This is a genomic window from Clostridium sp. Marseille-P2415 (genome assembly GCF_900155545.1).
Classification (GTDB): Bacteria; Bacillota; Clostridia; order Lachnospirales; family Lachnospiraceae; genus Lacrimispora.
The window spans coordinates 3,065-17,075 of sequence record NZ_LT732525.1 but is presented as its reverse complement, the minus strand read 5'-3'; the positions used below and the strand labels follow the sequence as shown (position 1 = coordinate 17,075).

Sequence of the window (14,011 nt, the reverse complement as noted above, 5' to 3'; positions counted from 1 at the left end):
ATGGAAAAGCCGGCCCAAAGAATCCATTAACAGTTGAAGCATGGGGTAATTATGTTATTTCTATAACATTTCGTCTATTTTGCTTAAAGCTTTTTGATTTTTGAAATATTCTTTTGTATAAAAATAGTGGGGCTTCAGTTAATTGATAAAATTTAATCAATCTTTATGTTGTAATCACCAATATTTCCCATTATAATTAAAGATACAACAACTCACTTTTGAGGATTGTTGTACTTATATGAAATTGAGCAAAATGAACGGAGGAAATTTATGAAAAAGTTATTTGCAACAATGCTGCCGCTGGCAATGGTCCTGAGTCTTTCTGCCTGCGGGAGTACTAACACCGGCACGACTGAAAGTACCGGTGAAGCTACAAGTGATTCAGTCCCTGCGGAAGCCCTTGTGGGTCAGGCACAGGGCTATGGCGGTTTGGTAACTGTAACCGTCGCCAGAGAAGGAGACACTATTGTTTCTGTTTCTGCAGATGGTCCGGATGAGACTAACGGTGTCGGTTCGAAAGCCATTGACCAGCTGCCCGATCTGATCGTGAAAGCCAACGGCGTAGATGGTGTGGACGCCATATCCGGTGCGACTGTCACAAGCGAAGCCATCTTTACTGCATTTAATAATGCGCTTAATGGAACATCGCCTGAAGAAGCAGGTGATGATGAAAAAGCTGTATCCGAATTCACCGTACCAGTTTTTAATAATGATCCTGTCGGAGAAGTTGGAGCAGGTCTTCGGATCGGCCAGATGGAATATGCCGCTCATGGTGATAAAAGCTTTGCCGTGACTACCGTTGTATTGGATGGCAGCACCATTGCGGTTGCTTACATCGATGAATATCAGTTTATGGATGCCGAAACTGCCGTTGCAGTCCCTAACAGCGATAAAGACTTTGGCGAAAAATATGCAGATTCTAAGAAGGTTTTAGGATCCAAACGGCTCAATAATGATACATACAGCGCTAACATGGCTGATCACGGAGGCTCCACGATAGCATTAGCCGACAACTTAGATGCCATCCAGGACTATGTGAAAGGCAAGACTGTTGCTGAATTAGAAAATCTCATTTATAATAACTCTGCCGAAGCGGTTGTCGACGCTGTATCCTCAGCAACTCTGGCAGACACAAGCGGTTATATCAAATCCGTTATCGAAGCTGCCCGTGTTGCTGCCTCCAATGATCCGGTTGAATTTTCCGGCGATGTATCCTCCCTGAAATTTGGACGTATAGAAGCAGCCGCTCATGGTACAAATTGCTTCCTTGTTGCCAGCGCGCTTGTTGATGGCGACACCATCCTCTTATCTTATTTAGACGAATATCAACCTATGACCGGAGCGGTAGTAGGCGTACCTAACAGCGACCAGGAATTTGGTAAAAACTTCATTGCAGGTACTGCATTGGTTTCCAAACGCTATAACGATGCTGTTTACAGTGCTAATATGGCTGAACGCGGTGGTGCAACCACTGCCCTGTCCGACAATTATAACAGCATCCAGGATTATGCCAATGGTAAGACCATCGCTGAAATCAGCGGAATTGCCAAAGGGGAAGCTGAGGCCGCAGTGGACGCTGTATCCGGCGCTACATTGGTAGATACCAACAACTATCTGGGCAGCATCGTTGCTGCTGCAGAAGCTGCTGAATAAATATAATTATTTGTTTTAAAATCATTAATATATGATACAAAAAATACCCTGATAGTTAAGCACGGTCTTTTTATTCCGTGTCTTACTATCAGGGTATTTTTTATCCAGATCAAGCAATGAAGCGGATTGCGAATATCCGCTTCACTAAAAATAAATCGTTTCGTTTAAAAGGGAAGAGACTGTTTTCCTGCTATCCCCAGGCGGGAACCGCAACATAATAAGCGGTATCCGGGTCCATATCCCAGGGAAGCTCTTTCACCCAGCCGCATGCTCCGGCTTCATTCATGACCAGCACATAGGATTCCCCGCCCTTCAGAGCCCAGGCGACCGGACATACCGTTTCTCCCGGTTTTGCCTGGAAGGCGGGGGTGTTCCCGTTCATCTCAGTCGTAGGGGTGAATTCTGTGGAAACCACATAATATTGCCATTCGTTATCATGCCGGAAGGCAGAGGTGACAGGGCCGTAATCCTTTTTATCATAAATATCCTGAGGAATCTCCTCCATTTTTCCGTTCTTATAGGAAAATAACAAATTCACATAATAGCATCCGAACTGCTGAGAGGTTCCGCTAAAAGGAGTATCGGCATTGACTGCCAGGATGCCGTCCCCATCTGCCCGAAAACCGTTTTCCCGGTATAAATTTCCGTTTCCGCCGCATACTTTTCCGGCCAGATCAGCGATCTGTTCCAGCTTTCCGTTCCGGTAACGGTAAAAACTGAAGGAGGACAATGTATCGGAATCCTGGGCCATGTCAAGGTGCAGTTCAATTTCCTTATCTTCTTTTTGCAGATCCAGAGCGCTCAGCGTAACATTGCCCTGCAGGTCCTCCGGTATGCAGGACTGCTTCTGTCCGTTGATGAGAAGTTCCATTTTTGCAGCAGCCCGATCCTGTGTGTCCCCGACCGGATTCCATCGAACCGTTTCACAGATACCATCGCCGTCTAAGTCAAGCCGGTAGTCGCAGTTTGGTTCCAGGATAACGCCGCTGTCCGTGATTTCTTTCGATTTTAATTGTTCTTCGGAAATTCGGATCAGATCCAGATTCCTCTTTTCTATGTCATTGAATACGCCTTCGTCAAATGCCGTCGGATCGATCTCACCGTGATACCATGTTTTTTGATTAAAATAATCCTGTAGATCAGAGGCGTCAAACTTCCTTCCGTGACGGGCAAAAATTTCGTTTCTTGCCAGGCGGAGCGTGGAGGAATCTGCCTCAAGTAAATCGGCTCCGGTCAAAGCTGCTGTGCTGCTTTGAGGAAAGATATAATCCGGAGCAGGTTCCTCTGTTTCAGGCTCGTCGGCATATTCTGAGGCGTGGGAGGCTAATTGCTTTCCATAATCATTTAACAGATTTTCCACCTTCTTATATGGGACCAGAAATTCCTGACTGCCAAGGGGATAGGGGCCGCCCAGTTCATAGAGATTATAATGGATTTTGATGCCGTCTGCCTGGAATGCAAAGTTCTGAATGTCCGCGGTCATGACATTCTGCAAAATGGTACCGTCGTCAACGGTGGATTTCATCTGTTCCGTAATTTCATTCCGCAGCGCCAGTTTGAGATCTTCCGGATTTTCAGCCAGAGAGTCCAGGGTTAATTTCTGTCCGGTCTTTGTATCAAATGAATTCAGATAAGAAGCGTAATCGCCGTATGCGTCTCCGAAATAGTTGACATAATCCCATTTAAGGCTCAAAAGCCGGCCGTCATTCTTAAGCACCGTATAGTCATAGGTGAAGCCAAATCCTCCCTGCCACTTTTCTCCTGTTTTTGAGGAAGAGGAGTATCTGTCCTGGGCCCTGCTGATGAAATCATACATTTCGGAATCCTTGTCGTATTCCCTTAAACAGCGGTTTAAGCGGTATTGAGCTTCCGGGTCACCGGATATTATTACTTCGGGTACGTGAGTTTTCCATTGATAGATCAGCTCGCCTTTGTCAGAGTATTTTATGTATTTTTGTTCGGACCAGGTCTGTATCGTCACATTGTCCGGGGCTTCTTTTTTTCCATTGGCCTGATGGGCAGGAGGGGTTGCTTCTGCATATGTGTCTGTTCCTTTTTCTGTTGTCTGTTCTGTTTTGGGACCGGTTGGCTCCTGCTGCAGACCGGTATTCCTTCCGCACCCGGCTGTGAACAGGGCTGCAGTGATGAGCGCAATTGGTAAGAATGGATATGGTTTCATATTTTCCCTTTCATCAAATTTGTTATATAATGATTATAGCATGCATTTTTTTATTGGGTACATATTTTTATCCGTTACCAGAGTTTAGCCGAATATTACCAGTATCGTTTCAAATGGGTGCAGGAATGTGAATGATCGGGACTTATGAAATTTGCCGGATAATGGCATGGTTATAAGTCTTTGCAAAGTTATCTTAAACAAATATCGAACAAATGTTTGCAATAAGGAAGAAAGTATGCTATAATGGGGAAAATCGGTTGCTGAGTCATTGGAATGCGGACCAGATGTGGTCCGCATTCCAATGTTGTGATATTCAGGATTTTAGTTTATTACAGGAGTATATTATGGCAAAACAGTATATCAAGATAAGAGGTGCCAATGAGCACAACTTAAAGAACATTTCCGTGGATATTCCAAGGAATGAGCTGGTTGTCTTAACCGGCCTTAGCGGATCAGGAAAGTCTTCCCTGGCTTTTGATACCATCTATGCCGAGGGGCAGAGACGCTACATGGAGTCTCTTTCCTCCTACGCCCGTCAGTTTCTGGGGCAGATGGAGAAGCCGGATGTAGAGAGCATAGAAGGGCTGTCACCGGCCATTTCCATTGACCAGAAGTCGACGAACCGCAACCCCCGTTCCACCGTGGGTACGGTCACTGAGATTTACGATTACATGAGGCTTCTTTATGCCAGGATCGGTATCCCCCACTGTCCCAAGTGCGGACGGGAGATCCGAAAGCAGACCGTTGACCAGATGGTTGACCAGATCATGGAACTGCCGGAGCGTACGAAGATCCAGCTTCTGGCCCCGGTTGTCCGCGGACGAAAAGGCGAACATGCAAAGGTTCTGGAGCATGCCCGGAAGAGCGGATATGTAAGGATCCGCATTGACGGAAATCTCTATGAGCTTTCGGAAGAAATCAAGCTGGATAAGAATATCAAGCATAACATTGAAGTTGTGGTGGACCGTCTTGCCATTCGGGAAGGGATTGAAAAGCGTCTGACCGATTCCATTGAGACGGTCATGGAGCTGGCAAACGGCCTGATGACCGTGGATGTGGTGGATGGACAGCCTGTTAATTTCAGCCAGAGCTTTTCCTGCCCGGACTGCGGAATCAGTATTGATGAAGTGGAGCCAAGAAGCTTTTCCTTCAACAATCCGTTCGGTGCCTGCCCGGATTGTTTTGGGCTTGGATATAAGATGGAATTTGACGAGGACCTGATGATTCCGGATAAGAGTCTGAGCATTGACCGGGGGGCCATTGTGGTGATGGGATGGCAGTCCTGTACGGATAAGGGCAGCTATACACGGGCTGTTTTGGAGGCACTTGCCAAAGAATACAAATTCCGTCTGGATACTCCCTTTGAGGATTATCCGAAGGAAGTGCACGACATTCTTATCCATGGAACCAATGGGAAAGAGGTCAAGGTCCATTATAAGGGACAGCGCGGGGAAGGGATCTATGACGTGGCCTTTGAAGGGCTGATTCAGAACGTTGCCCGGAGATACCGGGAGACTTATTCCGAGTCGTCCAAGGCAGAGTATGAATCGTTTATGCGGATCACTCCTTGTCTTGCCTGCGGCGGCATGAGGCTGAAAAAAGAATCTCTGGCCGTTACGGTAGGGGATAAGAACATTTACGAAGCGACCAATATGTCCATTGTCCGGTTCCGTGAATTCATGGACGAGCTTAATCTGACACCGATGCAGCACGCCATCGGAGACCAGATTTTAAAAGAAATCCGGGCCAGGATCTCTTTCCTGATCGATGTGGGGCTTGATTATCTGACCCTGACCCGGGCTACCGGAACTCTGTCCGGAGGTGAGGCCCAGAGAATCCGCCTGGCTACCCAGATCGGCTCCGGACTGGTAGGCGTGGCCTACATTCTGGATGAGCCAAGTATCGGTCTTCACCAGAGGGATAATGACAAGCTGTTAAAGACCCTTTTGCACCTTCGTGACCTGGGAAACAGCGTAATGGTTGTGGAACATGACGAGGATACCATGATGGCGGCGGACTGCATCGTGGATATCGGACCGGGTGCCGGGGAGCACGGCGGTAATGTGGTGGCTGTGGGGAATGCAAAACAGATCATGAAAAATAAGGACTCCATTACAGGAGCTTATTTAAGCGGGCGCATTAAAATTCCGGTTCCAAAGGAGAGAAGGCAGCCCACCGGTTATTTGACGGTAAAGGGAGCGGCAGAGAATAACTTAAAGAACATCGATGTAACTTTCCCGCTGGGAGTCATGACCTGTGTAACAGGTGTATCCGGTTCCGGTAAGAGCTCTCTGGTCAACGAAATCCTTTATAAGTCCCTGGCAAAGAAACTGAACCGTGCCAGGACCATACCGGGTAAGCATAAGGGAATCGAAGGAGCAGAGCAGCTGGATAAGATCATCGCCATTGACCAGTCCCCCATAGGCCGGACGCCCAGGTCCAACCCGGCTACTTATACGGGGGTGTTTGATTTGATCCGTGACTTATTCGCTTCCACTTCAGATGCAAAGGCAAAGGGATATTCCAAGGGACGTTTCAGCTTCAATGTAAAGGGAGGACGGTGCGAAGCCTGCAGCGGCGACGGTATCATTAAGATCGAGATGCACTTCCTTCCGGATGTTTACGTTCCCTGTGAGGTCTGCGGCGGAAAACGGTATAACCGTGAGACACTGGATGTGAAATACAAGGGAAAGAGTATCTATGATGTGCTGAATATGACGGTGGAAGAGGCGCTGAAATTCTTTGAAAATGTTCCTTCCATTGCAAGGAAAATCTCTACGCTCAATGACGTGGGGCTTTCCTATATCAGGCTGGGACAGCCTTCGACAGAGCTTTCCGGCGGGGAGGCCCAGAGGATCAAGCTGGCTACGGAGTTAAGCAAGCGCGGAACCGGTAAGACCATCTACATTCTGGACGAGCCTACGACCGGACTTCATTTTGCAGATGTCCATAAGCTGATCGAAATTTTACGGAAGCTGTCGGAAGGCGGGAATACGGTGGTCGTTATCGAACACAACCTGGATGTGATCAAGACTGCGGATTATCTCATTGATATCGGTCCGGAGGGTGGAGATAAGGGCGGTACGGTAATCACCCAGGGTACTCCGGAAGAGGTGGCAGAATGCCCGGATTCTTACACCGGATATTATGTAAAGAAGTACTTGGAGTAAACCGATCGGTTGCATGGAATATAATGCCGGAAAATTCCGCATTTCGAAAAAACTGCCGTTTTAAAAATGGCATACTTCGAGATGCGGGATTTTCCTATATTTTCAGTTCTGTGAATGGGCTGCTAAAATGGATAATTGAGATGTACATGTTACAAGGGAATCGTTTCCAGATAAAGGGAGGGGGCTGGCAGAAAGGGGAATTTCTGCCAGCATTATATGAAAAAAAGTTTAATGAGAAAAGCTGTATCATTTGTTTACGAGTATCATGATACCTGATCTTTGTGATCAAAATTTGATAAAAGTGTGAAAGAACCGTGAAATGAGGGAAGGGAGTAGTTTCTGTCTGATTGATGAGAAAATATGAGCGGAAAGGCCAGTAACTTGTTATATTCGACATCTTTTATAGGAATTCAAGAAAATACTTGTCAAGCCATAGGAAGTAGAATATAATGTAACCCAAAGCGCTATTTGTTGAAGACTATATTAGGAGGAATACCCGTGAAGAGAGAAATGATTATCGTTCTGGATTTCGGCGGACAGTACAACCAGCTGATTGCCAGAAGGGTCAGAGAATGCAATGTTTACTGTGAGGTCCATCCCTACACCCTGTCATTGGACAAGATTAAGGAAATGAATCCGAAAGGAATCATTTTTACTGGTGGTCCAAACAGCGTATATAAGGAAGAATCACCTCGCTGTGAGAAGGAAATCTTTGATATGGGGATCCCGATCCTGGGAATCTGCTACGGCTCCCAGTTAATGGCGTATATGCTGGGCGGCAAGGTCGCCACTGCTCCTGTCAGCGAATACGGTAAGACAGAGGTTGACATTGAGTCGGACAGCAAAATTTTAGAAAAAGTAAGTCCAAAGACCATCTGTTGGATGAGTCATACGGATTATATAGAGAAGGCGCCGGAAGGGTTCCATATTACGGCACATACACCGGTTTGCCCGGTTGCCGGTATGGAATGCGGGGAGCGCGGCCTTTATGCGGTACAGTTCCATCCAGAGGTCATGCATACCCAGGAAGGGACTAAAATGCTTTCCAATTTCGTTTACAATGTATGCAAATGCTCAGGAGACTGGAAGATGGATTCCTTTGTGGAGACTTCCATTCAGGCAATCCGGGAAAAGGTTGGAAACGGTAAGGTACTCTGTGCCTTATCCGGCGGCGTTGATTCTTCCGTAGCTGCCGTTATGCTGGCAAAAGCGGTAGGGAAACAGCTTACCTGTGTATTTGTGGATCACGGTCTTCTCCGTAAGAACGAGGGCGATGAGGTCGAGGCGGTATTTGGACCGGAAGGCCCGTATGATCTGAATTTCATCCGTGTCGATGCCCAGGAACGATTCTATGGTAAGCTGGCAGGCGTGGAAGAGCCGGAGAGAAAGCGTAAAATCATTGGTGAGGAATTTATCCGGGTGTTTGAAGATGAGGCTAAGAAGATAGGGGCAGTGGATTTCTTTGTGCAGGGAACCATTTATCCGGACGTGATCGAGTCTGGCCTTGGAAAGTCCGCTGTGATCAAGTCCCACCACAATGTGGGCGGCCTTCCTGAGCATGTGGATTTTAAGGAAATTATTGAGCCTTTAAGGCTTCTGTTTAAGGATGAGGTAAGAAAAGCAGGGCTGGAGCTTGGAATTCCGGAATATCTCGTTTACCGTCAGCCATTCCCGGGTCCGGGACTTGGAGTCCGGATCATCGGTGCAATTACTCCTGAGAAGGTGAGAATTGTGCAGGAGGCGGACGCTATTTACAGAGAAGAGATCGCCAAGGCCGGTGTGGATAAGGGACTGGGACAGTACTTTGCGGCACTGACCAATATGCGCTCGGTTGGCTGCATGGGAGATGAGAGGACCTATGACTATGCCATCGCTCTCAGAGCGGTGCTTACTTCTGACTTTATGACAGCGGAATCTGCGGAACTGCCCTGGGAGGTGCTGGGGACGGTGACCAGAAGGATTGTAAATGAAGTGAAGGGCGTGAACCGGGTGCTTTATGACTGCACGGGGAAGCCGCCGGCTACGATTGAATTCGAGTGATTGGAAAAAACCTCGGAACCCGCATAAACACTGGGTTTTCGAGGTTTATTTTTGCCTTGTGACATTGCTGTGACATTAATATAATTTTACAGAGGTTTTTTGAAGCAGAAGAAAAGCATATTGTGAAATGGGCCGGTACACGTTATAATCTTCCATGAGCACCGTGTACAGGGTGGAAGCCTCCCAACTTGCAGAAGAGGGGAGGTGATGCATATGGATACATACCAGGCCTTAAGTATATTATTTTTAGGCGGGTCATTCCTGATCGCATTACTGACCTACATAGATAGGAACAATAAGCGAAAGTAAAAATGCCTACCCTGTCAGCCAACAGGGTAGGCGGTGTCCGTAAGGACGCTTAATCTCTAATTGGGCTTCCACCTTGTGGGCGGTTGCTCTTTTATATTGTTATTATAAATCATGTCTTTGGAAATTTCAAGACCTACTTGAGTTTCCGCAGATTTATCCACAGAGGCTCGAATTTATGACTCCTTCTATAAACAACTTTCAAAAAATGCTTAAAATATAAGGAATCTTCTTCCTTTTTGTAGTAAAATTAATCTGCATAACAAAATCTTCACTAAACAAAAAAGAGGAGGATTCCTTATTATGACGAAATAGGAGTATTTAAACCTTCAAAAGTAACGGATTCTGGTTACCGTTTGTATGACGATGAATCATTAAAAACGCTGCAGCAGATATTATTTTTCAAAGAATTGGATTTCCAGTTAAAAGAAATCAAAGAAATAATGGAAAATCCCCAATTTGATAAAATTGAAGCATTCAAAAAACAGAAAGAGTTAATACGTGTAAAACGTGACAGGCTGGACCGGTTGCTCAGTCTGCTGGAGAAATTGGAAAAAGGAGAGACATGTATGAGTTTTAAAGAATTTGATATGAGTGAGTATATACAGGCATTAGAACAGTTTAAAGCTGAGAACACAGAGGAAGTAATAAAATACTGGGGGAGCGTGGAGAAATTTAATCAATTAATAGAAAAATTAAAGGATGATGAATCGAAAGTTGCCAAACTTGCTATCAAACAATACGGCAGCATTGAAAAGTATACAGAAGCGATGAAAGAAAATTTGAGTCATTTTTCGGAAATTATGGAAAAAGTTCAAAGCTTTACATCGAAAGGCAGTGATTACCTGGAAAGAAATAAAGCATTAAATGCCCAGCTTGTTGCAGATATCACAAAGGATGTTAAATCCAAGGAAATTCAGGATATTGTACACGAACTTATATTGATGGCAGATGAAGTGCCCACCAATTCGAACAAGGGGGACAATTACTGGAATATGGTCATTGATGGATATTTTCATAATGAAAAAATTATAGAAATTACGGATAGAATACATGGCAAAGGAGCATCTGAGTTTATCGGAAAAGCATTTCAATATTATTTTGAAAATAAGAATACATGATATTGATCATCAGTTAATAAATATGAAAAATAGTTAACAGCCATTCAATTGAAATGTGTGAGTTGATTTGATATGCTTATACCAGCAAAGGCCAATGCAGTACGAGAATCATCCGACTGGAGGAATCAAGAATGAAAATAGGTGAAGTAATACGAAAATACCGAAAAGATAAACAATTAACACAAGAAGAGATGGCAAACTATTTAGGGGTCACGGCTCCGGCAGTTAATAAGTGGGAAAATGGAAATTCCTTTCCGGATATTTCCCTATTGGCACCAATTGCAAGGCTGTTAGGAATCAGCACAGATAACCTGCTTTCTTATCAGGAGGATCTGACAGAAAAGGAAATAGAACAGGTTGTGACGGAGATAAATGCCAGGATAAAAAATGAGGATTATGATTCGGTATTCCATTGGGCAATGAAGAAAGTACAGGAATATCCCAATTGTGACAGGCTTGTGTTAACCGTGGCACAGCTTCTGGACAGTTACCTTATTGTGACGGGCGAAGGGCATTCCGGTCCATACGATAATGCGATCCATGAATTATACAAACGTTCATTAAATAGTTCAGATCATGATATTGTACAGTCTGCACTGAGGGCGTTGTTTACATTTTCCATATCAATAAAAGAATATGAGCAGGCTCAGGATTATTTGAATCAGATTCCCAAACAGGGATTCAATCCGAATCGGTTTCAGGCTATTTTATATGACAAGCAGGGAAAAACAGCAGAAGCATATGAACTATATGAGAGGCTGCTGTTCTCCGGATATGGAGATATTTCATGGGCGCTGCATGGGATACATCATTTGGCTAAGGAAGAAGGCAATGTGGCAAAGGCTGAAAGGATTGTGGAAAAGCAGAAAAAGCTGGCCGGATTACTGGAAATGGGAAAATATATGGAAGCTTCACCGGGCTGGGAGCTGGCAGTATCCCGAAAAGACAAAGAGGCTGCTTTCAATATTCTAAAGGATATGATTCACGGAATAAAAGAAATGGATGCTTACAAACATTCTGAATTATACAGCCATATGAAGTTCCCGGAACATGGATCAGAGACTATTATATTTATGCTTAAAAGAGGTTTTGAAACAGACGACAGCATTGATTTTTTGAGGGATGATGAGAGATATCAGGTGTTGATGGAGGAATTACAAAATATAGCAAGCCATTAAAATAAGGTTTCTTACGGTGTAGTTTTATCGAGTAGTGTAAAATTAATTTCGGTAAATGGGAAATTATAGAATCTAAAAAGTGGAAGAAAGAGAAAACACCTCTTTGTGATAGAATAGTTTTGCCAAAAATCAATTACGCAAAGAAAGGTGCTTTCTATGATTAACAGTATACAACATTTTATCGAAAAAAAAACCTATGAAATCGAAAAGACTATGAGGGAATTTGTGGAAGGAACTCTTGATATTGATTCTTACGGGAAGGATTTGCAGGAAAGAAGCCTGAACCTTGCCCGGAACATTCTTGTAGAAACATTGCTTGATTATAAAGCACAGGGCAGGAAAGGAAGAAGTCAAGGGCTGCGGAGCAGTTCATAAACCCTTGAGTTCTTTATTTCCTGACTGTAAAATACAGAAGCAATGAATGGATAAAAAATACAGTAGTGTATACAAGAGGAATATATTAAAATAGAAGAAGCAAATCTAAATACATTACAAGGGTGACTTCTGCCCATTTGTTTCCGAAAGAAAATTTACGCTATCGGTCAAATAAATATTGTGTATTTTGGGAATGTATGGTGAGTATTCCGGGGCAAAATGGTTCTTCCGCAAATATCCGTTTTGTATCTTTCGCTTATAAAGTTTATATGATATACTATAATGCTATAGGAGATACTGTTTATGAACGATACTACAGCATTAAATTTAGATAAATTTTATCCAACAGAGTTATTGAGAATTACAGAAATTATTGTGGACAGAACCAAAATAAAAATCCGTATGAAATCCGCAACCGAATCTTGCGAATGTCCTGAATGTAAACAAATTTCTAACCAATACCATGGCACCTATATTCGCAAGGTACAGGATCTGCCTATTTTAGGAAAACAGGTAGAGCTTGAAATAACTGCACACGAATATAACTGTGAAAATGATTCTTGCAAGGTTTCTACAATTGCTGAAACCTATAATGGTTTCCTCAATTACTATAGCCGTATGACGGAGCGATGCGCTGATTTTATCAGTACATTAGCATTGGAAACGAGCTGCGAAGGTTGTTCCCGTATCTGTAAAGAGATGGGCATTCGCATCAGTGGCGATAGTGTAATACGCCTTTTGCTGAAACGCTTTGAGAATCAGGCACCTTCAGAGTGTGGTGAAATCGTAGGTATTGATGATTTTGCTTTCAAAAAAAGAAATACCTACGGCACTATTATTGTAGATGAGAAGTCACACAACCCCATTGCCATACTTGATGGACGCGATGGCAAGACTCTTCGCCAGTGGCTAAAAGGAAATCAACATATCAAAGCAGTAACCAGGGATCGGGCAAGTGCATATGCAAAAGTAATCAGTGAAGAGCTTCCTGATGTCATGCAGGTAGCCGATCGTTTCCATCTGCATCAAAATCTTCTTGATGCCGTAAAAGGTGCCTTAAACCGTGCAGTACCCGCTAATATAACAGTAATTCATGATAGTCATGTTGCGAAATCTGTAAAAAATTGTGATGCTTGTAAAAAAAATCGTTTCGACTGTGGATAACTTTTCTCCTCGAGAACAAAAACGTTATCAAGTCATTTGCCAGATTCAAACTTTTTTAAAAGAAGGCTGCAGTTATCGTGAAATAGCCAAACGGATGGGTATAAGCCGAAGAACAGTCGCAAAGTATAGAGCCGGTAATCCAAAGGAACTTTGCGAATCTGGAATTAATCAAAGTAAGTTGGACGTTTACAAGGACGAAATAATTAAGTGTCTACATAATGGATATAGTAAAAGCAAGACAGTAAAACGCTTGTATTCACTAGGATATCGTGGGGCTAAAAGTACAGCCTTTGATTATCTTGTAAAAATAGAAAGATATAAAATACAGAATTTTGCACCACAACCATATGTCAGAACTTATACCGAGGGAATGAAATATAAAGCTGGATCAAAAGGTAAAAGCGCTGATTATATAACTAGAGCAGGAATTTTCCAATATCTTTGGATGAATGATAATCAACTAACACCGGAGCATAAAGATTATATTCTCAAAACTTACCCGATGGTATGGGAAATCCTGAGCTGTATTCGGAGTTTCCGTAATGTTTTTATCCGTAGAAGCATGCCCGGGTTATATCTTTTTATTGAACGATATAGTAATAGTGCCATTCCTGAATTAAAATCTTTTGCCAAAGGCTTACAGCGAGATATAAAAGCTGTCGAAAATGCGGTAGCATCTGATTTGAGTAATGGATTTGTGGAGGGAATTAACAGTAAACTTAAGATGGTGAAACGTACTATGTATGGCAGATGCAGTAGAAAACTTTTGAGTGCCAAAATGATATTGAGATGCTAATGTATAACGGACATTTGCGGAAGAACCGT

General features: G+C 43.7%; 10 protein-coding genes. 9 read left to right on the top strand and 1 reads right to left on the bottom strand.

Annotated features, from left to right (window positions below; genetic code table 11):
* Positions 1–228 precede the first annotated feature (228 nt).
* Positions 229–1,653, top strand: coding sequence for an FMN-binding protein (locus tag BQ9856_RS00135; protein WP_139348620.1), 1,425 nt, complete (start codon positions 229–231; stop codon positions 1,651–1,653).
* 190 nt (positions 1,654–1,843) lie between these two features.
* Here BQ9856_RS00135 and BQ9856_RS00130 read toward each other — a convergent pair whose 3' ends face one another.
* Positions 1,844–3,832, bottom strand: coding sequence for a YARHG domain-containing protein (locus BQ9856_RS00130; protein ID WP_077609181.1), 1,989 nt, complete (start codon positions 3,830–3,832; stop codon positions 1,844–1,846).
* Between the two features lie 344 nt (positions 3,833–4,176).
* On the opposite strand from BQ9856_RS00130, the gene uvrA reads away from it, so the two are divergent.
* The 8 genes from uvrA (at position 4,177) to BQ9856_RS00090 (ending at position 13,982) form a co-directional block, all read left to right on the top strand.
* A complete protein-coding gene (gene uvrA / locus BQ9856_RS00125; RefSeq protein WP_077609180.1) occupies positions 4,177–7,002 on the top strand; it encodes an excinuclease ABC subunit UvrA in 2,826 nt (941 codons plus the stop codon).
* A gap of 510 nt (positions 7,003–7,512) precedes the next feature.
* Positions 7,513–9,042, top strand: a complete 1,530-nt coding sequence (gene guaA, locus BQ9856_RS00115; RefSeq protein ID WP_442855476.1) for a glutamine-hydrolyzing GMP synthase — start codon at positions 7,513–7,515, stop codon at positions 9,040–9,042.
* Positions 9,043–9,255: 213 nt separating this feature from the next.
* Entirely contained in the window at positions 9,256–9,351 is a 96-nt protein-coding gene (locus BQ9856_RS25015) for a putative holin-like toxin (protein WP_235839083.1), read from the top strand.
* A 290-nt stretch (positions 9,352–9,641) separates the two neighbouring features.
* Complete coding sequence (locus BQ9856_RS00110) at positions 9,642–10,469, top strand: MerR family transcriptional regulator (protein WP_077609177.1); 828 nt, start codon at positions 9,642–9,644, stop codon at positions 10,467–10,469.
* Between the two features lie 131 nt (positions 10,470–10,600).
* Positions 10,601–11,647 carry a helix-turn-helix domain-containing protein gene (locus tag BQ9856_RS00105; protein ID WP_077609176.1) on the top strand — a complete coding sequence of 349 codons (1,047 nt, stop codon included), beginning with the start codon at positions 10,601–10,603 and terminating at the stop codon, positions 11,645–11,647.
* A gap of 156 nt (positions 11,648–11,803) precedes the next feature.
* The gene (locus BQ9856_RS00100; RefSeq protein ID WP_077609175.1) at positions 11,804–12,022 is read left to right on the top strand and encodes a hypothetical protein; all 219 of its coding nucleotides are present in this window, start codon (positions 11,804–11,806) and stop codon (positions 12,020–12,022) included.
* Positions 12,023–12,325: 303 nt separating this feature from the next.
* Positions 12,326–13,186 (top strand): transposase, encoded by an 861-nt coding sequence (locus BQ9856_RS00095; protein WP_077609174.1) that lies wholly within the window; start codon positions 12,326–12,328, stop codon positions 13,184–13,186.
* On the top strand, positions 13,152–13,982 hold the full coding sequence (locus BQ9856_RS00090; RefSeq protein ID WP_077609165.1) for a transposase: 831 nt from the start codon (positions 13,152–13,154) through the stop codon (positions 13,980–13,982). Before BQ9856_RS00095 ends, BQ9856_RS00090 begins: the two co-directional genes overlap by 35 nt.
* Positions 13,983–14,011 lie beyond the last annotated feature (29 nt).

Coding starts and splice junctions, on each gene's coding strand:
- BQ9856_RS00130 (WP_077609181.1), bottom strand. CDS start 3,832: ATGAAACCATATCCATTCTTACCAATTGCGCTCATCACTGCAGCCCTG.
- uvrA (WP_077609180.1), top strand. CDS start 4,177: ATGGCAAAACAGTATATCAAGATAAGAGGTGCCAATGAGCACAACTTA.
- guaA (WP_442855476.1), top strand. CDS start 7,513: ATGATTATCGTTCTGGATTTCGGCGGACAGTACAACCAGCTGATTGCC.
- BQ9856_RS25015 (WP_235839083.1), top strand. CDS start 9,256: ATGGATACATACCAGGCCTTAAGTATATTATTTTTAGGCGGGTCATTC.
- BQ9856_RS00105 (WP_077609176.1), top strand. CDS start 10,601: ATGAAAATAGGTGAAGTAATACGAAAATACCGAAAAGATAAACAATTA.
- BQ9856_RS00100 (WP_077609175.1), top strand. CDS start 11,804: ATGATTAACAGTATACAACATTTTATCGAAAAAAAAACCTATGAAATC.
- BQ9856_RS00095 (WP_077609174.1), top strand. CDS start 12,326: ATGAACGATACTACAGCATTAAATTTAGATAAATTTTATCCAACAGAG.
- BQ9856_RS00090 (WP_077609165.1), top strand. CDS start 13,152: ATGCTTGTAAAAAAAATCGTTTCGACTGTGGATAACTTTTCTCCTCGA.